The sequence below is a fragment of the Paenibacillus soyae genome (assembly GCF_024623455.1).
GTDB lineage: Bacteria > Bacillota > Bacilli > Paenibacillales > Paenibacillaceae > Pristimantibacillus > Pristimantibacillus soyae.
In genome coordinates this window covers 230,814-254,148 of record NZ_JANIPJ010000005.1, presented here as the reverse complement: position 1 = coordinate 254,148, position 23,335 = coordinate 230,814, and the positions used below count along the sequence as shown (strand labels likewise).

Genomic DNA, 23,335 nt, shown 5'->3' with positions numbered 1-23,335 from the left:
TTAGGTCTTTGCGCGGCTAATTGAATAGCGCCGAAGCTCTGCCTGTGCGCAGAGGACTCAGGATTGGTCTGTCTACATGCGAACCTACATCGTAATCGTCCATTATCGTCATTGGAAGTCATCATGCCGACTGCCCGCGCGGGCTTAAGCATGATCCGTCCTTCTATGCCGACTTGGAGAGACCATGCTCCGTTGAATGCGGGGGCAGACTGTGCCCGTTCACGGAATCCGACACCCTCATGCGAATTGACGAACACAGGCGGACGCCTGTGTTTTTTTATATGCCAAGAATGGAAAAGATAAGTCTTTATATAGCCAAGGAGGCGACCCCTATATGCAAGAACTCAATGAACAAACCGTACAGAAAGCCGTTATCGTCGGCGTAGAGCTGCAGAAGGACAACGATTTCGCTTATTCCATGATGGAGCTGCGCAATCTGGCGGCCGCCCGTTATATCGACGTGGTTGGCGAGCTGAACCAAAAAGCGGAGAAGGTCAACTCCTCCCATTACATCGGAACGGGCAAAATCCAGGAGCTTCGAGCCATGCTCGCCGGTCTCGAGACCGACCTCGCCATCTTCAACGACGAGCTGTCTCCTTCCCAAATCCGCAATCTCGAAGCGGAGCTGGAGTGCGCGGTCATGGACCGCACGATGCTTATTCTGGACATCTTCGCGGAGCGCGCGAAGACGCGCGAGGCCCAGCTGCAGGTCGAAGTGGCGCGGCTGCAATACTCCCTCCCCCGTCTCGTCGGCTTGCGGGCGTCGCTCGGCAGACAAGGCGGCGGCTCCGGCCTAAGGAACAGAGGCGCCGGCGAAACGAAGCTGGAGCTGGACCGCAGGCGGATCGAAGAGCGGATTACCGCCCTTCAGACGGAGCTCGAGAAGCTGGTCGCCACGCGCCAGCAGCAGCGCCGGAAGCGCAAGAAAAACGAAATTCCGGTCGTTTGTTTAGTCGGCTATACGAACACCGGGAAATCCAGCTTGATGAACGCGCTGCTGGAAACGTACGATCCGGATACGACCAAACAAGTTTTCGCCGAGAACATGCTGTTCGCGACGCTCGAAACTTCCGTGAGAAGCATCGACCTGCCGGACAACAAATCGTTTCTGCTGACGGACACCGTCGGCTTCGTCAGTCAGCTGCCCCATCACTTGATCAAAGCGTTCCGCTCCACGCTGGAGGAAGTGACGGAAGCCGACCTGCTTGTCCATGTGGTGGATTACGCCCATGAGGACTACGAGCAGCTCGTGGCCGTGACGAACGAGACGCTGGCCGCGCTTGGCGCCGAAGGCATCCCGATGGTCTATGTCTACAACAAATGCGACCTGACCGACCATCCGTACCCCGAAGCCAGCGAGTCGAGCGTGTTCATGTCGGTCAAAGAGCGGAAAGGCATCTCGGAGCTGGTTGACGTCATTCGCGGCCATATCTTCGACGATTACGTGACGCGGGAAATCTTAATCCCATACGATCAAGGGCGGCTCGTCTCGTATTTCAACGAACACGCGAACGTCCTCTCCACCGAATACGAGGAAGGCGGCACCCGCATGAAGCTGGAGTGCAGCCTGGCCAACTATGAGCGTTACCGCGATCAGTTCACGGAGCTGGATCAGGAGTAAGTCAAAACGCAATAACTAAGGGCAGCCTACCGTCATCACGGCGGGGCTGCCCTTATTCTTTTATGCGGATTCGGTTGCCGCAGGCTGGAAGGAAGCAATGAGCTCCGTAAGCTCCTGCTTGAGCCTTTCATATTTCTCCGCCAGCGTCCAAACGATCACTTGATGATAATGCTCCTCCGTCTCGATCGACGTGACGAGATAGGTCACGGAATAGCCGTCCACGTTCTCCACGAACGTGAATTGCTCCGACTTGTACATACCGCCATCGAACGGATAAGGCACGATCGGCAGCGCTCTTCCTTCGGCGAAGCTGTTCACGACCTGCCCCGAAAAATCGTCAAGCGTGAAATCGGCGTCGAAATCGGATTTCGGCTGCGTCAGCACGACCATGTACTTCTCCGCGAACATGTTCCCGATCGACAAGTCGGCTTCATCATGGAGGTCGTCCTGGAGCGACCAGCTGTCATCCGCTGTCACTTGAAACTTGCCGTCCAGGCTCAAGAACGTCTCCGGCTGGGACGGTCCAATAATGCTTCCGGGTGTCTTGGCGGCTATGGCGATACTCGTGGCGGCTAGCGCGATTGAACCGACGATGGCCCCTACGGCGGCCAAGGTCAGGCCGACCGGAAACCTCTTGCCGTCCGGCAGCACATCCCGCGCGTTCAGGACATACGTATTCGCGGCCATATCGCCCAGCCGCTGCTTCTTCTTCGTCGCGAGCACGCATATGCCGGCCGGCAGCGCCCCCATCAGTAACGGATTCGTATCGACGATGCGAAGCGTCGCCCGAATGAGGCCTTTGACGAAGCCCGGCGCCCTCCCGTCCGCTCGAACCGCGCGGATGCGGAACAGCAGCTTGCCGACGGTATAACCCGTCAAGCCTTCGAGAAGCACGTAATAGAGCAGATAGAACAAGATATAGATGACGAGTCCGATGCCGAACAACGAGCTTGGCATAAGCAGCAAGGCGAGCCCGAGTCCGATCATGAACAAAAAATCGACGACCGTCGCACCCCACCGTTTAAAAAAAATGGAGCTTCCATAGTTACGCATTAAGCTCTCCATCGGATCCGCCGGCGGCGGAGGAGGCGGCGGATACGGATACGCATGCCCCATCTGATGTTCCATCGGTTACCTCCTGCTTCTGATATAAGTGATCGCCAGCGCTAAGGCCAGAACGGAGCCCTTCACGATGTCCATCGCGTAGTAAGGGACGGACATCATGACCAGACCGTTCGACAAAATGTTAATCAGGATGGCGCCGACTAACGTGCCCAGCGCGTTCGGCTTGCCTGCTCCAAGCACAGAGTAGCCGATGAACGCCGCCGCCACCGCATCCATCAGGTAAGGGCTGCCGGCGTTCACTTCCGCCATTTCCACCCTGGCGCCTAGAATGATGCCGCCGATTCCCGCAAGCACCGCGGAGATCAGGTACGCGGTCAGACGGTATTTGCTGACGGCGATGCCGGACAGCTTGGCCGCTTCGGCATTGCCGCCAATCATGTACATATACCGGCCATGCTTCGTATATGTCAGGAAGATATGCACAAGCAGCACGATAACGAGCATAATGATAATGATCCACGGCTCCTTGCCCAGCGAGCCGAACGCGTCCGGAATGGCGCCTGTCGCAAAGTCGCCGCTCGGCAGAATCATATTCTCCGAGATGCTCGCCCCTCGCGTATAGGTGAGGGCGATGCCCTGGAACACGAACATCGTGGCGAGCGTCATCAGCATGTCCTGAATTTTGAAATTAATGACCAGGAATGCGTTCACTAGGCCGACGACCAAGCAGAACAGAACCGTCACGAGCAATCCCACGCCGATGCTCTGGCCGTGCCAGACGAACAGGGATATGACAAGCGCGTTCGCGATCGACGCCGTCGATCCGACCGATAGGTCGAAGCCGCCTACGGCTAGAGACACGGTCAACCCAATCGCGATAATAGTGACGATGGAGCTTGAACGCAGAATGTTGATGATATTGGAATAGTTCAAGAAGTTATCGGTCATCGTGCCGAAAAAAACGATCAACAGCAGTATTGTAATCAACGTTCCATATTTGTATAGAAACTGAACCGCGCCCGCGTTTTTGCTAAGCCGCGTCGATTCGGCACCACTCATGACATTACGCCTCCCGTGCTGTATAACATTATCTCTTCCTCGCTAGTTCGAGCCGTCTCCAGCTCCTTCAGGATCGCCCCGTCGTACATCACGTAAATGCGGTCCGTAATGCCCATGATTTCCGGCATTTCGCTGGACGCGTACAGGATGCACTTCCCCCTCGAGGCGAGCTCCGCGATCAGGTTGTAAATATCGCGCTTCGCCCCGACGTCGACGCCTTTGGTCGGCTCGTCGAAGATATAGACGTCCGCGTCGGCAAGCAGCCACTTGCCGATTGCGATCTTCTGCTGGTTGCCGCCTGACAGATTGCGCACCTTGGCGTTCCCGTCCGGGGTCTTCACCCCGAGCTCCCGGATCATCTGATCCGATGCGAATCTCTCCAGCTTGCGCTTAATCCAAGAGCCGGCTCCCGAATATTTGGCTAGGCTGGCAGCCGTCATATTGAGCACGACGGACTCGTCCACGAATATGCCCTCGCGCCGCCTTTCCTCCGGAATGAGCGCCATTCCGCCTCGCGCCGCCTCGTGGGGGCTTCTCGCCCTAAGCCTCTTGCCGCCTAGGACAAGCTCGCTTCTCGCCGTCTCCGAAGCGCCGAACAACGCGCGGCAGAGCTCGGTTTTGCCCGCTCCCACGAGCCCGGCCAAGCCCACGATTTCGCCCTTGCGAACCGATAGGGATACGCCGTTCACCTTCCCCTCGTCGAAGACATTCCTTGCCTCGAAGCCGATCTCCCCGATTCGGCTTGTCCTGTGAGGGAATTGTCCCTCCAGCTTCGCTCCCAGCATATGCTCCACGACCGCTTGCTGCGGCAGGCGGGCGAGCTCCTCGCGAACAACCAGCCTTCCGTCGCGCATAATCGTAATGTCGTCGCATATTTCGTACAGCTCGGGCAGTCGATGCGAGATGAAGATGATGCCTACTCCTTGGGATTTCAGCAGCCTAACCAACTCGAACAACGCTTCCGTCTCGTTACGGCTGAGCGGCGCGGTCGGCTCGTCCAGCACCAGGAAACGGCAATCCAGAGAGACGGACCTGGCGATCAATACCATCTGCTTCTCGGCAAGCGTTAGTTCCTGGACCAGCTTCTTCGACGGCACCTTTACCTTCAAGCGGTCCAGAACGGCCTGCGCCTCGCGATGAATCGATCTCCAGTTCACGAATTGTTTGCCCTTCATCCCGTGAATGGTATGCTCTATCATGATATTTTCGCCGACGGTCAAATACGGAATAAGAGCGGTATCCACTTCCTGATAGACGATTTGTATGCCGTACGTCTTCGCATCCCTCGGACTGCGAATATTCGCGGGCTTGCCGTCGATCTCGATCTCTCCAGTATAATGGTCGTAAGCGCCGGAGAGCACCTTCATGAGCGTCGATTTGCCCGCGCCGTTCGCGCCGATCAGAGCGTGAGCCCGTCCGCTTTCCGTATGGAAATCGACATCGGAAAGCGCCTGCACCCCCGGAAAGGCGATCGATATTCCCTTCATCGTAAGCCTGCTTCTGTCGTGATTCGCCAAGAGGCGCACCTTCCTCCCCAGACAATATCGAGCGCCCTCATCCGATAGACGAGGGCGCCAGCATGATAGAACTTATTATACCATCTAAATCAATCCATTTGACGCTTAAACTCTCGATTTTTACTTGGCGTTCGCTTCTTTCAAAGCTTTGATCCAATCCTCTTCGAAGGCGTCCGTCGTGCCCCATCCCGGAATGATGTCGGCAAGCGTAGCCACGTTGACGGCCTCGCTCGATTTCTTCAAATCTTCCTGCGTAATAAGCGCCGCGTCCAGATCGTAAGTCTTAGGCGTCTCTTCGCCGGCCAGCTTCTTCGCGGCTAACCGAATATTGACCGCACCGACCATCTTCGCGTCGACCGCCGCCGTCGCCGCCCATGGGCTGTCCTCTTCCTGCATCGCCTGCAGGTCGGCGTTCGAGACGTCGATGCCGTAAATCTTCACTTCGGTACGACCTGCTTCGACTAAAGCGCGGGTTGCGCCGATTGCGAAGGCATCCCATGTCGCGAAAATCGCGTCGATTTCGCCCTTCGGATGCTCCGCCAGCATCGCCGCGACGGCATTCTGCGTATCGACCGACGTGTTGTCGGAAGCGACGCCAAACCGGCCTACTTCCTTGATGCCCGGATTTTGGGCCAGGACGTCCTGGTACACCGCGTTGCGGCGAACCATCGGCGGGAAGCCGTCTACCCACAAATAAACAATTTTCGCTTCGGTGCCATGCTGCTTCACCAGCTCGTCAAGCGCGTATTGCGCCAGCGCTTCGTCCTTCTGGGAAGTTAGCGTTACGCCTTCTACCTCGCCAATGCTTGCCAAAGAGTCGAACGCGACGACCTCGATGCCTTTGTCTCTCAGCTTCTGCACCGCATCGACCGCGCCTTCCACGTCCGCGTGCGACAGCACGACCGCGTCGACGCCGCTCTCCGCAGCTTGTTCGATCGCGTCGAGGAATTTCGCCGTGTCGCCGTTCGCCGAGAACGTGTCTACCTTGAAGCCTAGCGCTTCGCCTTCTTGCTTCGCTCCCGCCAGGAATTGCGCCGTATGGTCGTCCCCGCCGATTTTGCGGATAACTTTAATGGAAATGTCGCCTTTCTCTTTCAACGCGGCCGGCAGGTTCTCCACCTCTGCTGCCGCTCCTCCGCCGTTGCTGCCGCTATTGCTACCGGATTTGCCGGTATTTGCGCCGCAGCCCGTAGCCGCGATAACGATCGCGAGCATGAATACGAGCAGGGTGCTGATTTTCTTTTTGTTCATGGTCTCTCTCCCCTTCTGACTGTTTGTATGTAGGCAGTCCCTTTAATACAAGTAATCCTATCGGATTTAAATAAATCCGTCAATCCTTTTTTCATTCCGCCTTGGCCTCAGGCAGTACAAGCGTAAACTTCGTCCCTTTCCCTTCCTCGCTCTTCACCTCGATCTTGCCCTCCATCTTCTTGATAATGCTGAACGAAATCATCGTGCCGAGGCCCGTTCCCTTCTCCTTCGTGGAATAGAACGGCGTCCCGAGACGACTCACCTGAGCCGGCGTCATGCCGCAGCCCGTGTCAGTAATGTGCAGCACCGCTTTATTAAAGCGTCTTTCCGCGCGAAGCTCCAACGTTCCGCCGTCCGGCATCGCTTCGATCGCGTTTTTGCCTATATTGATTAAGGCCTGCCTGAATTTGATTCGATCCCCTCTCGTATGCAGGGGTGCCGAATCAGGCAGCTCGGCAAGCAGCTTGATATTATTCAGATTGGCGTACGTCAGCAAAATATTGGTCAAATAATTGACCTCGGCGTTGACGTCTATCGTCTCGACCGTCTCCGGGTCCGTTCGCGCGAGCGATAAGTAGTCCGAAATAATAAGCTCCGCGCGTTCCAGCTCCGTGAAGCAAATATCCCTGTAAAATATCCGTTTCTCCTCGTTGACTCCGGGAGCGCCGAGCAGGTGGATGAATCCTCTTACCGCCGTCAGGGGATTTCGGATCTCGTGGGCGACCGAAGCGGCCATTTCGCTGACAAGCCGCATCTTCTCACTTCTGACAACCTCCTCCTGCATCTGGTAGTAGTTGTTCAGAAATTCAATCATATATACGAATAGACCGGCCAGCACGCCTTGAAAAAGATACAAAAACATCATCGCAAGCGGATCGCCGAATACATTAAGGGGGCTGTCCGTAAAGGCGTAATACAGAGGAAGCGTAATCAGCTTAATCAGCGAGCACATAATAAACGCGATTCCTATCTTCCACCTTACGGATGTTGTTCTGAAGCATCGAATCGCCAGCAAGGCGCAGCAATACGTCGGAATCATGGCGAGCAGATACCAGCCCGTGTCCGGGAACCCGAGCAGCTCCCGCCCGAGCACGAGCGTCCCGAATAACGCCAGCGCTACCCAGCCTCCGCCGTATAAAGAGCCTACCGCGAGCGGAACGGAGCGCAGATCGTAATTGATGCCGTTCAAGCCAACCGGAAAACACATGGTCACAATAATAGATACGGCAAATAGGATAGCAAGCAGCGTGCGATAGACCATCCGCCTCTCTTTGAGCCGGTAGAGATAAGGATAGAGTATAAACGGCAACGAAACGATAAGCACATTCAGCAGAAAATCCTTGACGATCTGCACCTTTTCCCTCCCGCGATGTTCCCGTCCTGTTGGCGAACACAACATGTACAATATAGCATAAATGCTAGTTTTGTATGAGGAAAATCGATGAAAAAACAAAAAGACGCCCGAAGGCGTCTCGCTTAGGAGCGAACCGGTTTGACCGGGTCGGTGAACGTCATTCTATTCTTGCCTTTGCTCTTCGATTCGTATAACGCTTCGTCGGCCAGCCTGAGCAGCAGCTCCGGATCTCTGCCGTGATCGGGCCACATCGCCCCTCCTATGCTGCAGCCGATGCTCGCGCCTCCTCCCTCCAGCTCGTAGGCTTTGCGCAGGCTCGCGAGCAGCCGGCTCGCGATTTCTTTGGCCTCCAGCAGCGCCCCTCTGGCCGGAAGCGACAGGATGACGACAAATTCATCGCCTCCCATCCGGAATACGAGATCATGTCCGCGAACGCCATCCGTAAGCCGCTGCGCAACCTGACGGAGAAGCTCGTCCCCGGCTGCATGACCGAGCGTGTCGTTGACTCCCTTAAACCCGTCCAAATCCAGATAGAGAAAAGCCAGCCCTCCGTCGTTCTCCTCCGCTTGCTGGATCGCCTTCGCGACGCTCGACTCGAGCGATACGCGGTTGAGCAGCCCCGTCAGCTTGTCCCGATGCGCCTGGTCTTCCATCCGTTCCAGCTCGGACTCCGTTTCGGTCAGCGCGACGACCAGCCCCCGAAGCGAGCTCGAGAGCACCTCGATATCCTTGATGCCTTTGGCCAGCGGAATCTCCGTCTTCTCGCCGAATCTCAAGCGATCGGCCGCCGCGGAAATGCGGGATAAAGGACCGGACACCCGGCCCGCAAGGATCCAGCCTAGAGCCGCGAATACTACGGTCAGCAGAACGCCGAGCAGCGCAATGTCCACAACCAAGCTGTCGACCGAAGCGAACGCGACCCCGGCCGGCTGCCTGACGACGACCTTCCAGCCTAATCCCGGATAATTCTGATAGCCCGAACCAAGCGCGAAGCCCGTTAAATAGGAGCTGCCGTCCGGCCACTCCTGCACCGTCCAATCTCCCGCCGCGCTTCGTTCCTCGCCCCCTTCCAGCTGAAGCTGCTTGCCGATCCACTCCTCCGGACCGAGCAGCACCGTGTTATCCTTCGCGCTGATCACGAACGCTTCGATGGCGTGAGCATCGTTTCCTTGCAGCGATTGGAATACGGTATCGCGAATCTCCTTCGACCATTGCCAGCTGAGATGCGCGGCCAGCACGCCCGTGAAATTCCCGGCATCATCATAGAGAGGGGCGCTTATATCCACGAATTTCAACGGCTCGCCGGTCGGGTTGGGCAGCAGCTTAGCAAGCAGCACCGCATCGTGCACGTCCCCGATGAACGGCTTTTCAAGCGCTTCCATAAACACGGGTCGTTCGGCGATGCTCGTTCCGACCAGTATCTCCCCCGTCGACGCCTTTACGCTCCCCGCCCCGTCCGTCAAGCCTACCCACGAGAACGACGGAATGTCTTCGCTAAGCTCGTTCAACAGCTTCTGCGCCTCACCCACGCGCCCGGGATCGCGGAATGCTTCCAAGCCGCTGAGCAGCAAGATTTCGTTATAGCGGGACCACATATAGTGATCCAACTTATCTGACAACTGGAAGGCAAGGCCCGCCAGATTGCCCCCGATCTCCTTCTTCAGCTCGGAGCTTGTCCGCTGGCTGATCAGGACGCCCATCGAAGCGATGACGATAATAATTAATCCGGCAAACGATAGTGAAAAAAATGTCCGTAGCTTGATAGCCCTAATCCTCCTAAAAGCCCCAGTTGTCGACTCCTGTCGAAGCAATACAATTCAGCAGTATTATAGTTGATTTATAGGGCAATTGGAAGATGTAAAAAAGAACGCGGAGCTGCTCCGCGTTCCCAATCGTTCAAGTTGTGCCCGTCTTCACGCCCAGCTCGATAAGCCAGCGCCTGTACGCCACGGACAAAATATCGGCCTTGTGATTCAACTCCAGCTGCAGATCAAGCGGCAGCAGCTCCGGCTTCAGCGTCTCGATAATCCATGCATCCTGCTCGAACACGGTATTTTGGAACGCAATGAACTGTTCGTCCGGCACATCGAAGCCGTAATTTCGCGAGACAGCCATGTAGACGATACATTCCTTCTCCGCTACCGGCAGTACGGTCAGAAGAATCCACAACGTCTGCCCCGTAGCCGCATCCCTCTTCGACAGCCGAGCGGCCAACGGACGAAACACTTCCTTCACGTACACGTACGTCGTACCCTCTCTCGCCTCCGATCCCGAGTGGGCAACCGGCTGGAAGATCGGAACGTCGCTCGTGTAGACGCGATCTTTCTCCTTGAATACTTTGAAGTCGGGCAGCTCCGCGTAGTCGGGATGCCCCAGCAGCCCGCCGTGAACGAACATCAGATGGGCGAAATCGGTGAAGTTCTCGATGACGCGCGTCCCGGCCGCTCGCACCGTATAGGGACCGCATGGCAGCGGACGGAATGCCGGGTTCTCGAACTCCTCGAAATCGGGGAGCTCGGAGGCTGGCTCGCCGATGCACACCCAAACAAGGCCGTATTTCTCGACGCAATGATACTTGACCGCCCTTGCCCGAAGCGGAATCTTATCGGTCTTCGCTTGTGCCGGGATGCAGACGCAGGCGCCGCTACCGTCATATTTCCACCCGTGATACGGACAGACCAGCGTCTCACCCTCCACATGGCCTTTGGACAACATCGCGCCGCGATGGACGCACAGATCCCGCAAGGCGTTCACGCTGCCTTTCGCGGTGCGGAATACCGCCACCCTCTCGCCCAGTATGGTAACCGAGGCGGGCTTATCCTTCAGCTCGCTTGCGATATACACGGGATGCCATTCGTTCTCGAGCACGGCATCCTTCAGCGCTTCTGTCGACATTGCTTCCACTCTCCTTCGGTATCGATTGCGGGTCGGACGCGATCGACCCGTAGCTATTCGTTGCTGATCACTTTCACGCCATCCATCAGCGAAGCGACGATCGCTTCGATCTTGTCTTTTGTCTCCTGTGGGATCTTGTCCTCGAATCCGTGGAACGGAGCCAAATAAATCGCGCCTTCCTTGACGCCAAGCAGCTGCGACTCCGCCTTCATTTCCCCCTTCGAGATCCGTTCGACGACGACCTTCATCGCCTGCGGATAGTCCTGGATGACGCTTGTTACGACCGTATCCGGCGCATTCGGGTTCTGATCCTGGTTGGAGCCGATCGCAAGCACGCCTTTCTGCTTCGCTGCCTCGATTCCGCCAAGTCCCGCCTGGTTCGCGTTCGTCATCACCACGTCCGCGCCTTCTTCGATGAAGGAAATCGCCGTTTCCTTGGCCTTCGCCACGTCGCTGTCTCCTCCTAGCATCGTTGTCAGCACTTCAATGGAAGGCACCGTTTCCTTCGCACCCAGCTCGAACCCTTGAACCGATTTCGTAATCGGCGGAATTTCGGAGCCGCCGATCGCCGCCACCTTGCCCGTCTGGGACATGAGCGCCGCAATCGAACCCATCAAATAGCCTTGCTCGCTGTTGTTGAGGCTTAGGGAAGCGAGATTCGGCTCCTGCGATAACGTCGAGCTGTTGACCAGGAACCACGTGTCCTCGAAGTCGGGCGCGATTTCCTTCATGACGTCGCCGTATTCGAAGCCATGTCCGATAATGACGTCGTACCCGTCCTCCGCATAGCCGCGAATGAATTCGGCCGCGTCCGAATTGCCGACCTTCTCCGAATACGCCGTTTCGGCGCCGAGCTCTTCCTGGATGAGCGTAAGCCCCGCGTATGCCGTCGCGTTCCAGCCGTTGTCGTTAATCGGCCCCGGAGTCAGCAGAGCGACCTTCAGCGGTTCCGCCGCATCGCCGCCGGAATCGGCCCCGCCCGCATTGGCGCACGCGGCCGCCATACTGAGAGCCATACCCATGCATAGAACCGCCAAACCTTTGACTACCTGAACTTTCCTCATCCTAAACCCTCCTATTATTTATATTTAATGAATAATAGCTTCAGCGGCATTCGGAAGAGCGCCGGCCATGAGCATGCCGATCCGGTCCAGCTCCGCTTCCTCCCGGTCCATCGTATCCAGCAGCTCGCCCTTGTACAACACCGCAATGCGATCGGAGAGCGTCATGATTTCTTCCAGCTCGGTAGAGATGAGCAGCACGGAGCAACCTCTATCGCGGGCTTCCAGCATTCTTCGGTGCACGTTTTCCGCCGCCCCGACGTCCATCCCTCTCGTCGGCTGCATGGCGATCATGACGCCGGGATTCAGCATGAGCTCCCTCGCAAGAATGACCTTCTGCTGATTGCCCCCCGACAAGCGTCCTACAGGCGCGCCCGGCCCTGGCGCCTTCACCGAAAACTTGCGGATCTGCTCTTCCGCGTTCAGCTTCACCTTGCGTTTGTTCACGATGCCCCCTCTGCTGAACGGAGCGCTTCGGTACTCCTTGGCGATCAAATTCTCTTCGATGCTCATCTGCAGAACGAGCCCATCCTTCTGCCGGTCTTCCGGGATATAGGCGACGCCTAGCGCCGTCATCCTCCGGGGATGACGGCGGCCGAGCTCCTCCCCGTCCAGCAGGACTGAGCCCGCCTGCATCGGCAACAATCCGAGAAGCGCTTCGCTCAGCTCCCGCTGGCCGTTGCCGTCCACACCCGCAATTCCGAGAATTTCTCCTTCCCGGATTCCGAAGGAAATGTTTTTCAGCAGCCGGACTCCATTCTCCGAAGCGTGAAGCCCTCTCGCCTCGAAACGAACCCTCCCGCCGGACTCTCTAGTCCGCCTAATCGGCGCTTGAATGTCTCGACCGATCATCATTCTCGCCAGATCGGCGGAAGTCGTATCCGCCTGGTCGGTTGTCCCGATCAGCTTGCCGAGTCTCAGCACGGATACGCGATCGCATATCTCCCTTATTTCCTTGAGCTTATGGCTGATAAAGACAATCGTCTTCCCGTTTTCCTTCAGCGTCCGAAGCACCCGGAACAGCTCCTTTACCTCCGGCGGCGTAAGCACCGCGGTGGGCTCGTCGAGAATAATGAAATCCGCCCCTCTGAACAGCGTCTTCATAATTTCTACCCGCTGCTGCTGTCCGACGGACAGGCTGCTCACTCGTTTCTCCGGATCGACGTCGAGACCGAACCGGTCGGACAGCTCCCTTATGGCCGCGCACGCCCTCTTATACCCGAAGAACGGGCTCCGTCCCTGCTTCATGCCGAGAGCGACATTCTCCGCCACCGTAAGCGCGGGAATCAGCATGAAGTGCTGATGCACCATCCCGATCCCCTCCCGCGCCGCCTCCCGAGGAGAAGCGAACGCAACGGGCCGCCCGCGGAATAAGATTTGCCCCTCATCGGGCGACAGCATGCCGGATAGCATGTTCATCAGCGTGCTTTTGCCCGCGCCGTTCTCGCCGAGCAGGGCATGAATTTCCCCTTTGCGGAAGGCGAGGCTCAGCCGGTCATTGGCCGTGAAGCTGCCGAAGCGTTTCACCAATTCGAGCGTCTCCAGAATAATCTCCGTTTCCATAGCATTCCCTCCCGTTTATTCGCTTCTATTCGATAAGCTCTTGTACGGAACAGCCGTAGCGGCAGGCTGTTTGCCCTTGCCCGAGAACCAGGCCAGCGCGATCATCGTCAGGAGATAAGGAAACATGAGCATGAACTGATAGGGGATCTGTATGCCGAACGATTGGAAGCGGAGCTGCAAGGCGTCGGCTCCTCCGAAGAGCAGCGATGCGGCCATCGTCCCGCCTGGCGTCCATTTGCCGAAGATAACCGCGGATAACGCGATGAACCCCCTGCCTGCCGCCATGTTCTCCGTAAACTGATTCAGGATGCCGAGCGACAGCGAGCAGCCCGCTATTCCCGCCAGCATGCCGCCGATGACGCAGCAGGCGTACCTCGTCTTGTGCACCCGGATTCCAAGCGTATCCGCCGCCAGCGGATGCTCCCCGACGGCTCTGACCTGCAGTCCCCAGTTCGTCTTGTAAAATAAAAGGGCAGCCGCAGGCACTAGCAGAAATGAAGCGTAGGCAAGCAAATTTTGATGAAACAACGCTTCCCCTACGTACGGGATGTCGGCCAGAATCGGAATCGGAATAACCGGAATGCCCTCTGCTTGCACCGCTTCCTGCCCCATGCCGAGCAGGCTTCTGCCGAATACGGTCGTCAGGCCGAGCCCGAGCAGATTAATCGCCGTGCCGATGACGACCTGGTCGGCGCCCGTCGTCACAACAAGAAAGGCGAAGACAAGGCCGATGAATGCCCCCGCGAGAACCGATGCCAGCAGACCGGCTTCCATGCTCCCGTAATAATGCGCGCCGACGACTCCCGCAAGCGCCCCCATCAGCACCATGCCTTCCATGCCGATATTCAGAATTCCGCTTCGCGACATAAACAGAATGCCGATTCCCGCGAGGAGCAGCGGAACCGAGAGGCGGATGGCCGCCGCCAGGAAGCTGACCACGACTTCTTCGTTCATGACCGTCCCTCCCTCTCGCCGATGCCGAGCACGACCGCGACGTTCTCCTCCGGCCGCGCGTCGCTCCGCCGCCCGACCACCCTGGCCGTCAGGCTCGCGATGATGCGCTTCTTCAAGCCTCCGAACCAATAACGGTTGCACACGACCAATATAATAATGGTGGCTTGAATGACGTAAACAAGCGAAGTTGACGTTCCCGTCATCCTCTGCATGGCGTTAGCCCCGCTTCGCAAGCCGCCGAACAGGATAGCGGAGCCGATATTTCCGAGAGGATGGGCTCCCCCGACCAGCGCGACCGCGATTCCGTCGTAACCGAAGCCAGGCGAGAAGTTTTGGAACAGCCGGTTCTGTACGCCCGCGATTTCCGCGTAGCCCCCGATCCCCGCGATTGCCCCGCTCAGCATCATGACCAGCAGGACGTTTCGGTTCACCGGTATGCCCATAACCTTCGCCGCTTGCTTATTCAGCCCTACGGCACGAATTTCGTATCCCCATACGGTACGGTGAAGGATGAAATACAGAAGAATCGCCGCCGCGACGGCGAGCAGAAATCCGTAATGCAGCCTGGAATCGAACAGCTTGCCGAGCAAGGCCGAATCCGGCAGGCGCGCCGTCTGGGGCAGCGTGCCGCCCGGCTCCTTCATCGGCCCCGTTACCATGTAGCTAACCAAGTAAATAGCGACGTAGTTGAGCATGATCGTGTTGATGATTTCACTGGCTCCCCTGCCTACCTTAAGGAAACCGGCTATGCCCGCCCAAATCGCTCCGCCCGCGCATCCGGCAAGGATGCAGACCGGCAGGTGAACATACCATGGCAGTCCGGGTACATACAGGGCCGCCACCGTCCCCGCCAAAGCGCCGACGTACAGCTGTCCTTCCGCGCCGATGTTGAACAGGCCGCATCGATAGGCGAACGTGTAGCATAGACCCGCGAATAGCAGCGGCGTCGCTTTGACGAGCGTTTCTTTGAACCCGTTCGCATCCCCGACGGCTCCGTCCCATATCAGCTTGTAGGCCTCGATCGGCGATACGCCCGCTACCAGCATGACAAGCCCCCCGGCAAGCAAAGCAATCGCGACGGATCCGGCATAGAATACGATATCCGTCAAAACATTTAATTTGCGCTCCAGCGATTCATGGATTGTCGCGCGCATCTCTTGAGCCATACGTCCATCCTCCTTTCCCGCCGCGATTTATTCCACCGCGCCGAATGCGGGATACGCCGCCGAAAGCTTGCTCCGCAGCGCATCCACCCTTGACTGCGCCCTTCTGATCGTCTCTTCCTCGTCAACCAGCGTGCACTTGCCCTGCCGCACGACCGCGCGCCCGTCGACCAGCACCGTATCAACGTCGTTGCCATTGGCATTGTACACAATGGCCGAGCTCACCCGATGCACGGGTGCGATATGCGGCTTCTGCAGATCGACTATGACGACGTCCGCTTTTTTCCCGGGCTCCAGACTGCCCAGATCATGGCCGCGCCCCATCGCCTGCGCCCCGCCTCTCGTCCCCATCCGGATGACTTCCATCGGAGAAAGGAGAGTGGCATCCAGTTGATTGACTTTGTGCAGGCAGGCCGTGAATTTAAGCACCTCCAGATTGTCTTGGCAGTTATTGCTCCCTGGGCCGTCCGTCCCCAGCGCCACGTTAATGCCCCTCTCCAGCATTTCCGGAACCCTGGCGATGCCGGAGGCGAGATACATGTTCGATACGGGACAATGGACAACTGTCGCTCCGGACCGTTTAATGAGCTCCAGCTCGTCGTCGCTTAGCCAGACGCCGTGAACGATTTGCGTCATAGGGCCGAGGAGGCCGACGGCTTCCACCAGCTCCAAATTGCGCAGACCGAACCGCTGCAGCGTGTTATCGATCTGCTCTCTGGTCTCCGCTACATGAATGTGCGTAATAAGGCCGTTCTTCTCGCTGTACTTCGCCGACAGCTTCAAGAAAGGCTCCGAGCAGCCGTATAGGTTCAGCGGCCCCATCGCGATGCCGATCCGCCCTTCCGCGGCCCCTTGCCATTGATCGAGAAGACGATCCGTGTTCGCGAATATGCGAGGAATGGATTCGCTGAGCCTCGGCTCGTAGCTGAGATCCACTCCGCCCCTTGCCATAACGCCCCGAATGCCGCATTCCGCCATAGCGCGAAGCACACCGTCATCGTTCCCCGGATGGGTATGAACGTAGTGGTGATCCATGATGAAGGTAGCGCCGGACTTCAAGTTCTCGATGCAGCCGATCATTGCCGCCAAGTAGAAATCCTCCTCTTCCATCGCGAGTGAAGCCGGCCAAATGATTTGCCTCAGCCACTGCGCGAGCGGAAGATCGTCCGAGACGCCCCGGATGAACGTCTGGAACAGATGCGTATGCCCGTTAATCAATCCAGGAATAACGGCTTTGCCCCGCGCGTCGATGACGTCATCCGCTTCGGATAAGAGCCTCTCCCCCGCTTCGCCTGCCGGCCATTCGCCCACCTCCGCGATCCGATCGCCGGCAATGAATACGTATCCGCCAGGAATTACCTGCATGGCATCGTTCATCGTAACTACCGTGCCGTTGTAAATAAGCGTCTTCGCCACTCCGCTCTCACCCCGAATGTAAGATTATTGTAATAATTTTCTCGAAATCGATGTCCAAGCAACCAATAAGCTTTACTTATGTTACTTTTGTTGACATGATTATAGAGTGGATTTTCCGAAGCGTCAATCCATATGTAAAGCAATAATCATAACTTTCGGATCAATATACTTCATATATAGACGATTCCAGTTACGAATGATATGATTTATTGGTATTTTCAAGATAATTCGAAACCTATAGCTCACATGAAGTCCAAGTAATATATCGTTGCGAAATTTCGGTAAAAGGAGCGCGGTCTTATGTTTTTGCCCCATATGGACGAAACGGATCAGGAAATTATTCGCTTGCTGCACGACAACGGGAGAATGTCTTACGCGAAGATCGGCGAACAGCTGAATTTATCGCGCGTCGCGATCCAGAAGCGGGTTGATGCCATGCTGGAGAACGGCATTATCGAGAACTTCACCGTCCGTCTGAATTCGACGAAGCTGGGAAAATACATTTCGGCGTTTTTCGAAGTGGAAGTGGAGCCAAGGTTCGTGGAGCAAGCCGGCAATCTGTTGTCGGAAGAGCCTGAGGTTATTAGTATTTATCAGATGACGGGGCCGAGCACGCTGCATATGCATGCTCTGTTGAAGGACGAGGATGCGCTGGAGCATTTCCTGTTCAAAAAAATTTACGTGCTCGAAGGAATCGTGAACGTCAACACGCACATGGTGATCAAACGCTTCAAGCAAGGCACGGGGCTGGAGTTGTAGCGCAGGGCGCTCAACGCCTTAGCATCGATCTGCTAACGATCCCCCGAATAACAAGAGGCGCCCTGTGCAGGGCGCCTCTTAATATGATATAGCGAGCTTGAATCATGAGGCCGCGTTATCGGCAGCTCGCCCCCTCATCCGCCTCCTACACGTCCTGCGGATGAGGCTCCACGACAAGCTCCGCAGCCCGGGCGTTAGCCTCGACCTGAGCGGGATCCTTGCAGCCCGGAATGACCGTCGTGACGGCCGGATGCTTCAGGCACCAAGCCAGCGCCCAGCTCGCCATGTCCACGCCCGCCGGCACTTCCTCCCGCGCGATGCGCTCGACTTCTTCGAGCTTCAGGCGGGTCGCCTCCGCATCGTGGCGATGGCGCACGTCATTGCCCGCGAATACCGCTCCCGGCTTATATTTCCCGCTTAAGTACCCGCTCGCCAGCGGAACGCGCGCCAGCACGCCTAAATTTTGCTCCTCGCAGGAAGGGAATACCCTCTCCTCCGGCTGACGTTCCAGCCTATTATAGACGACCTGGATCGCGCGCGAACCGACCTTCGTCGACGCCTCGGTCTGGTGCAAATTATCGTTGCTGCCGATCGACGTGCCGAGGAAGCGGATTTTACCCGCCTGCACCTGCTTGTCAAGCGTCGTCCACAGCTCGTCGTTATCGAACGCTGCATCCGGTCCGGAGTGGAATTGATACAGGTCTATGTAGTCCGTCTTCAGCGCCTTCAAGGAAGCGTCGAGCTGGGCGACCACGCCCGCGGCGTCGAACGAGTCCGTGCGCGTGAACAAGTCGTGGAAGCGATGGCCGAACTTCGTCGCTACGACCCAATCCTCGCGGCTTCTGCGGCTGAGGTAATCGCCGATAAGCCTCTCCGACAAGTGATCGCCGTAGCATTCCGCCGTGTCGATGAGATTGATGCCGAGCTCGTACCCCTTATCCAGAATCGCGTCGGCCTCCGCCTGCGTGTATTCCCTGCCCCATTCGCCGCCGAACTGCCAGGTGCCGATGCCGACAACCGATACGTCCAGCCCCGTACTGCCCAATCTTCTATACTTCATAACCTGCTCCCCTTCCTGTCCGGTAATGTGCTGCATGCCTCCCATTATATACCTTTTGTCCGCTGCACGCCCACTCTATATTCCGTTGGACTGTATCCGACTTCCCGGCGGAACGTCTTGGAGAAATAATTGGCCTCCTCGAAGCCGGTCGCGATCGCGATTTCCTTGACGCTTTGGTTCGTCGTCTTCAGAAGCAGCTTGGCCCGGTCCATCTTCTTGCGGCTGACGTATTTCAGAGGGGGCATGCCGAAGTGCTTTTTGAAATATTTGCTGAAATAATTCGGATGCAGATGCGCCACGTCCGCCATCTCCTCCAGCGTCAGGTCTTTATGAAGATGACGATCCACGAACTGCTGAATCAGCGTCAGCCTCTCCATCTCGTGCGACTGTCCTTTCTGCGCCTGCAGCGGGAGTCCTTCCAGCATATCGGAGAGCAGATGCAGCAGCAGCGACTGCTCCTTCAGCCTGGAGGCGAACGTAGCGCTCCGGTGCGCGTCTACCATTTGGCCGAACAGCCGCTCCACGTCGGGACGCGGTAATCCGTCGTAGCAGTACGGCACGTCCAGCCATTGGAAGATGTCGCTCCCTCCGGCGACGGCTCTGAAGTGGCACCAATATTTGAGAAACGGCTGCTTATCCGGAAGCGCCGAATACGATTGCGTGACGTGGGCCGGCATAAGAATGAGCTGCCCGGGCACGGGGTATAGCTCAAGATCTCCGATCTTCAGCCAGCCTTCCCCTTCCAATACGAAATACAGCTTGTTATACGACGGGCAATAATCGATGTCCCGCCAATCGGAACGCACTTGCGTGAGATGCGCTTCTTCGATCTGCACCTGCATGGTCAAGAGCATATCCTGAAGCGTTGTATGGGTATCGTTCCGTTCATCGATCCGGTTCATGGCTTCCGAACAGCTCCCGAAAAGTTAATTTTGTACCCGCGCTGGTTACGCGGTTGTCTGTTTATTCTACCATAACCCTGCTAGACTGAAGCTGAAAATACAGAAGTGACGAGGAGGCTCGCGATATGAAAACCGGGCAAGAACTTATCCGCGAAAGAACGGAGCGCACGGCATGGTTTCTGGATGCAAGGTTCGGCATGTTCATTCACTGGGGGCTGTACGCCATTCCCGCTAGAGGCGAATGGGTGCGCAGCTTCGAGAAGATTTCGGCGAAGGATTATCAGAAGTACTTCGACGAATTCGATCCCGTCGATTACGACCCTCGGTCTTGGGCCAAGGCCGCCAAGGAAGCCGGCATGAAATACGCGGTGCTCACGGCTAAGCATCACGACGGCTTCTGCCTGTTCGACAGCAAGCTGACGGGATACAAGGCTACGAACACGAAGGCGGGACGCGATCTTGTCGCGGAGTTTCTCGAAGCCTTCCGCGCGGAGGGACTGAAGGTCGGCCTCTATTATTCGCTTATCGATTGGCATCACGACGACTATCCCGCGTACGGCGACCCTTATCATCCGATGCGGGACAACGAAGCGTTCCGGCGAGATCCCGCCGCGTTCGACCGTTATTTAGCCTACATGCATGGCCAGATCCGGGAGCTGCTCACGAATTACGGCATGCTCGACATCATGTGGTTCGATTTCTCGTACGGGGAGATGAGCGGCGAGAAGTGGAAAGCGACGGAGCTGATGGGGATGATCCGCTCGCTGCAGCCTCACATCATCATCGATAACCGGCTAGAGGGAGGCGGCTCGCACTCCGGCAGTATTTTCCTGGACAACCCGTCGGTTTACTCGGGCGACTTCGCTTCGCCCGAACAGATTATTCCACCGGCAGGCGTTACGGACAACGGCGGCAGGCCCATCCCGTGGGAAGCGTGCGTTACGCTGAATAATAACTGGGGTTATGCCGCCTCCGACCGCAATTATAAGAGCCCGACGACCATCATTAGGAAGCTGGCGGAGTGCGTCAGCAAAAACGGCAATCTCCTGCTGAACGTCGGACCGGACGCGAAGGGCCGCATACCGAAGGAGTCTCTCGATATTCTGGCCGAGGTTGGCGGCTGGATGCGCGAGAACGGCGCCAGCATCTATGGCTGCCAAGCGGCGCCTCTTCCCAAGCCGGACTGGGGACGCTTTACTTGGAATGGCCGCCAGCTGTACGCTCACGTCCACGAAGCGTGCATCGGCCCCATCTCCTTGATTGGCCTTAGCGGGAAGATCAAGTCGGCCAGACTGCTTGCCGACGGTTCGGAGCTGCCGACGGATCGTCCTTGGAACGCGACGGAATTCGTGTCGGACGCATTCGTCAATTTTGCCAAGCCTGAGCATCACTCCTACCCTCTGCCCGATCCGCGCGGGACCGTCATCGAGCTGGTGCTGGCTCCGGACGCGCTGAACGATGAAGGTTAACATCGCAAATCGTTAGCCTGGTTAAGGTGGGTGGATTATTGCTTTGCCGGAGCGTGGCCGAGCTGGAGTGGACCATTATAAATCGTTAGCTTGAGTAGGGCCGGCCCGATTATTTACCGGAACTCCCAAGCTCACCGTTACCGCAGCGCGTTCTGTGGGATGGAATTTCCACCGTTGCCGGGGGACAAGCGAACAAGCTCCCTCTTCCGCGAGGAATACGATGTGGTATTACCTCGAAGGAGTGATGTTCAATCGCAACGTTTCGCGCTTTCTTAAGGGGGAGCAACGAGGTTCCTCCCGTCATGACGAATGCCTCCGGTACGGCCGTTTTTCGCGAAGTCCGCTTAGGTCCTCCCTTCTTCGGCAACGAACAATCCGAAGAAATGAACGGCCGCGGCTGGAGACGGAGACTCGGGCTCCGGTTCCGTCTCCGCCTCTTCAACATTAGACGGGTGACGGAGGCTCATATTCATCTGGGCCGTCCCGGCCAGAACGGCCCCGTCGTCGCCACCTTGTTCGGTCCCAACCGCGAGGGCGTAACGTTCCGCAACGGCACCATCACCGGCACGCTGCGGGGCAGGGACCTGGAAGGTCCGCTCGCTGGCAGCACGATCGCCCGTCTCGTCCGCGAGATCGAGCGCGGCAACGCGTACGTCAACGTGCATACGCGCCGCAATCCTGATGGCGAGATCCGCGGGCAGATTCACGACTAGCATTCTTTTGAGCTGCGTGCAGGCTCGCCGGCTTCAAATCGCGTCTAGTACGTGCAAAGCATGCGCTGTCAGCCCCCTTTGGAGGCGGACAGCGCTTTTGCGCTTTTGAATGTTCGTACAGAACGGAGAGTCGTCTATTTGTGCTGAAGAGGCAGGTCTGAAGCAATTAGTGGTGCCACAAACGTCTATTTGTGTTAGATGGCGGCCCTCCAAGCCGGCGGGAGCCTGCTAAAAAAGAAGCCGCCCCGCCAGCCGCAAGAACGCAAACCACGCGGCAAAAGGACAGCTTCGTTATTTAATGTACACGCTGCCGAACGGCAGCACTTCGCGCAGGATTCGCTTGAACCAGCCGTCGCCGGACAGCTTGTCCTCCAGTCCCGTATCTCTGGAGCCGGTCTGCACGAGCACCGGGCCTCTCCCTCTCAGCTCCCACTGGACGTTCATATGCTGGCTGGCGAGCGTGTTCCCGTATACGGACAGCCGAATCTCCGCATCCTCGGGGTAAGCGACCAGCGCGTTCTTATCTACGAAGAGCGGCTGCTCCGGATGAAGCTGAATCGTGGCCAAGTCGCCCGCACTCAGCACGCCAAGCGTCCCCGGTCCGCTGAATTTGATCCGGACGAGCTCTCTCGTAATCCAGGCTGTTTTCCATTTTAGAACCTTTGCCCTGTAGCTCATGCCGTCCGTGAACAGCGCGACGTGGCGGAAGTCGAACAGCAGGTTGCTGTCCGCCGGAATCTCGATCGCTTCAAGCGAATAACCCGCCGGCAGACCCATCACGAATCGCGAAGGCCCTTGCAGCCTCGAGCGAATCCATTTCTTCTTCCGCATGGCTCCGCCAACGTCCAGGAACCGATCCTCCCGGCTTCGCGGAGCGCCTTGATAGGCCGTGATCGCTTTCGGATGCAGCACGTGCAGCACGTCGGCGTCTTCCAGCTCGACTTGAACGTGGCCGGCTGGCGGCGGAGTCGTCAGCTTCATAGATGCATGGCTCCGTGGCTATCCCGCCCCTGCCTTCTCCATACCATGTACCGCCAGACGCGCACGGACGCCGCATAGACGGCAATCGCCGCAAGCACCGTGCCGGCGATCGCTCCCGCCTTGGCGTAGAGCGACTTGCGCTGCGCTTCGGCCTGCTCCATCTCCGCGAGCAAAGCTTCATTCTCGGCAGCGAGCTCCTCGTTCTGCCGGCGGTAGGCTTCATTGCTTTGCTGCAGCTGCTCCTGCCTCGACAACAGCTCCTCCGCCTGCTTGCGGGCTTCCTCCAGCCGCGCCTGCTGCTCTTGCAGCTGCGACTGCATATCCTCCAGACGCTCCGGCGCTTCGTAGATGTCCTGAATTCGGTCGAACATGCCAGCCTCCGCGGTCAGCGCGGCGAACGGGAATAAGAATAAAAAGAAAATAGCGGTCACGACCCGTCGAACCAGCTCTCGCGATAACATAAGGAATCACCTCTTCCAGCAATAATAGGCAAATGCCCATATGCAAGAGTTATTCCTCTTATTCTATCATA

At 57.4% G+C, this 23,335-nt stretch carries 20 protein-coding genes; 4 read left to right on the top strand and 16 right to left on the bottom strand.

Annotated features, from left to right (window positions below; genetic code table 11):
• Positions 1 to 334: 334 nt before the first annotated feature.
• Positions 335 to 1,621, top strand: coding sequence for a GTPase HflX (hflX, locus tag NQZ67_RS09705; RefSeq protein WP_257444982.1), 1,287 nt, complete (start codon positions 335 to 337; stop codon positions 1,619 to 1,621).
• A gap of 60 nt (positions 1,622 to 1,681) precedes the next feature.
• On the opposite strand, the gene NQZ67_RS09700 is transcribed toward hflX, so the two are convergent.
• The 12 genes from NQZ67_RS09700 to NQZ67_RS09645 form a co-directional block, all read right to left on the bottom strand.
• Positions 1,682 to 2,749 carry an RDD family protein gene (locus NQZ67_RS09700; protein ID WP_257444981.1) on the bottom strand — a complete coding sequence of 356 codons (1,068 nt, stop codon included), beginning with the start codon at positions 2,747 to 2,749 and terminating at the stop codon, positions 1,682 to 1,684.
• A gap of 3 nt (positions 2,750 to 2,752) precedes the next feature.
• Positions 2,753 to 3,745 carry an ABC transporter permease gene (locus NQZ67_RS09695; protein WP_257444980.1) on the bottom strand — a complete coding sequence of 331 codons (993 nt, stop codon included), beginning with the start codon at positions 3,743 to 3,745 and terminating at the stop codon, positions 2,753 to 2,755.
• Positions 3,742 to 5,232 (bottom strand): sugar ABC transporter ATP-binding protein, encoded by a 1,491-nt coding sequence (locus tag NQZ67_RS09690; RefSeq protein WP_257445090.1) that lies wholly within the window; start codon positions 5,230 to 5,232, stop codon positions 3,742 to 3,744. Before NQZ67_RS09690 ends, NQZ67_RS09695 begins: the two co-directional genes overlap by 4 nt.
• 150 nt (positions 5,233 to 5,382) lie before the next feature.
• On the bottom strand, positions 5,383 to 6,513 hold the full coding sequence (locus tag NQZ67_RS09685; RefSeq protein ID WP_257444979.1) for a sugar ABC transporter substrate-binding protein: 1,131 nt from the start codon (positions 6,511 to 6,513) through the stop codon (positions 5,383 to 5,385).
• Positions 6,514 to 6,604: 91 nt separating this feature from the next.
• Positions 6,605 to 7,867: an ATP-binding protein gene (locus tag NQZ67_RS09680; RefSeq protein WP_257444978.1), complete on the bottom strand. Its 1,263-nt coding sequence runs from the start codon at positions 7,865 to 7,867 to the stop codon at positions 6,605 to 6,607.
• A 122-nt stretch (positions 7,868 to 7,989) separates the two neighbouring features.
• Entirely contained in the window at positions 7,990 to 9,567 is a 1,578-nt protein-coding gene (locus NQZ67_RS09675; RefSeq protein ID WP_257444977.1) for a sensor domain-containing diguanylate cyclase, read from the bottom strand.
• Positions 9,568 to 9,763: 196 nt separating this feature from the next.
• Positions 9,764 to 10,762 carry a Rieske 2Fe-2S domain-containing protein gene (locus tag NQZ67_RS09670; protein WP_257444976.1) on the bottom strand — a complete coding sequence of 333 codons (999 nt, stop codon included), beginning with the start codon at positions 10,760 to 10,762 and terminating at the stop codon, positions 9,764 to 9,766.
• A gap of 53 nt (positions 10,763 to 10,815) precedes the next feature.
• On the bottom strand, positions 10,816 to 11,826 hold the full coding sequence (locus tag NQZ67_RS09665) for a BMP family protein (protein WP_257444975.1): 1,011 nt from the start codon (positions 11,824 to 11,826) through the stop codon (positions 10,816 to 10,818).
• Between the two features lie 24 nt (positions 11,827 to 11,850).
• Positions 11,851 to 13,386: an ABC transporter ATP-binding protein gene (locus NQZ67_RS09660; RefSeq protein WP_257444974.1), complete on the bottom strand. Its 1,536-nt coding sequence runs from the start codon at positions 13,384 to 13,386 to the stop codon at positions 11,851 to 11,853.
• Between the two features lie 15 nt (positions 13,387 to 13,401).
• A complete protein-coding gene (locus NQZ67_RS09655) occupies positions 13,402 to 14,340 on the bottom strand; it encodes an ABC transporter permease (RefSeq protein WP_257444972.1) in 939 nt (312 codons plus the stop codon).
• The gene (locus NQZ67_RS09650) at positions 14,337 to 15,506 is read right to left on the bottom strand and encodes an ABC transporter permease (protein WP_257444971.1); all 1,170 of its coding nucleotides are present in this window, start codon (positions 15,504 to 15,506) and stop codon (positions 14,337 to 14,339) included. The genes NQZ67_RS09655 and NQZ67_RS09650 overlap by 4 nt, the downstream gene beginning before the upstream one ends.
• A 27-nt stretch (positions 15,507 to 15,533) precedes the next feature.
• Positions 15,534 to 16,919 carry an amidohydrolase family protein gene (locus tag NQZ67_RS09645; protein ID WP_257444969.1) on the bottom strand — a complete coding sequence of 462 codons (1,386 nt, stop codon included), beginning with the start codon at positions 16,917 to 16,919 and terminating at the stop codon, positions 15,534 to 15,536.
• Between the two features lie 300 nt (positions 16,920 to 17,219).
• Here NQZ67_RS09645 and NQZ67_RS09640 point away from each other — a divergent pair, with 300 nt between their 5' ends.
• A complete protein-coding gene (locus NQZ67_RS09640) occupies positions 17,220 to 17,678 on the top strand; it encodes an Lrp/AsnC family transcriptional regulator (protein ID WP_257444968.1) in 459 nt (152 codons plus the stop codon).
• A 145-nt stretch (positions 17,679 to 17,823) separates the two neighbouring features.
• Here the strand turns inward: NQZ67_RS09640 and NQZ67_RS09635 are convergent, their stop codons facing one another.
• Both NQZ67_RS09635 and NQZ67_RS09630 read right to left on the bottom strand, forming a co-directional pair.
• Positions 17,824 to 18,738, bottom strand: coding sequence for an aldo/keto reductase (locus NQZ67_RS09635; RefSeq protein WP_257444967.1), 915 nt, complete (start codon positions 18,736 to 18,738; stop codon positions 17,824 to 17,826).
• A gap of 44 nt (positions 18,739 to 18,782) precedes the next feature.
• Positions 18,783 to 19,640 carry an AraC family transcriptional regulator gene (locus tag NQZ67_RS09630; protein WP_257444966.1) on the bottom strand — a complete coding sequence of 286 codons (858 nt, stop codon included), beginning with the start codon at positions 19,638 to 19,640 and terminating at the stop codon, positions 18,783 to 18,785.
• Between the two features lie 125 nt (positions 19,641 to 19,765).
• Here NQZ67_RS09630 and NQZ67_RS09625 point away from each other — a divergent pair, with 125 nt between their 5' ends.
• A complete protein-coding gene (locus NQZ67_RS09625) occupies positions 19,766 to 21,109 on the top strand; it encodes an alpha-L-fucosidase (RefSeq protein ID WP_257444965.1) in 1,344 nt (447 codons plus the stop codon).
• A 302-nt stretch (positions 21,110 to 21,411) separates the two neighbouring features.
• Positions 21,412 to 21,822 (top strand): CHRD domain-containing protein, encoded by a 411-nt coding sequence (locus NQZ67_RS09620; RefSeq protein ID WP_371825282.1) that lies wholly within the window; start codon positions 21,412 to 21,414, stop codon positions 21,820 to 21,822.
• Between the two features lie 291 nt (positions 21,823 to 22,113).
• On the opposite strand, the gene NQZ67_RS09615 is transcribed toward NQZ67_RS09620, so the two are convergent.
• On the bottom strand, positions 22,114 to 22,803 hold the full coding sequence (locus tag NQZ67_RS09615; protein ID WP_257444964.1) for an AIM24 family protein: 690 nt from the start codon (positions 22,801 to 22,803) through the stop codon (positions 22,114 to 22,116).
• Complete coding sequence (locus tag NQZ67_RS09610; RefSeq protein WP_257444963.1) at positions 22,800 to 23,264, bottom strand: hypothetical protein; 465 nt, start codon at positions 23,262 to 23,264, stop codon at positions 22,800 to 22,802. The genes NQZ67_RS09615 and NQZ67_RS09610 overlap by 4 nt, the downstream gene beginning before the upstream one ends.
• Positions 23,265 to 23,335: the final 71 nt, after the last annotated feature.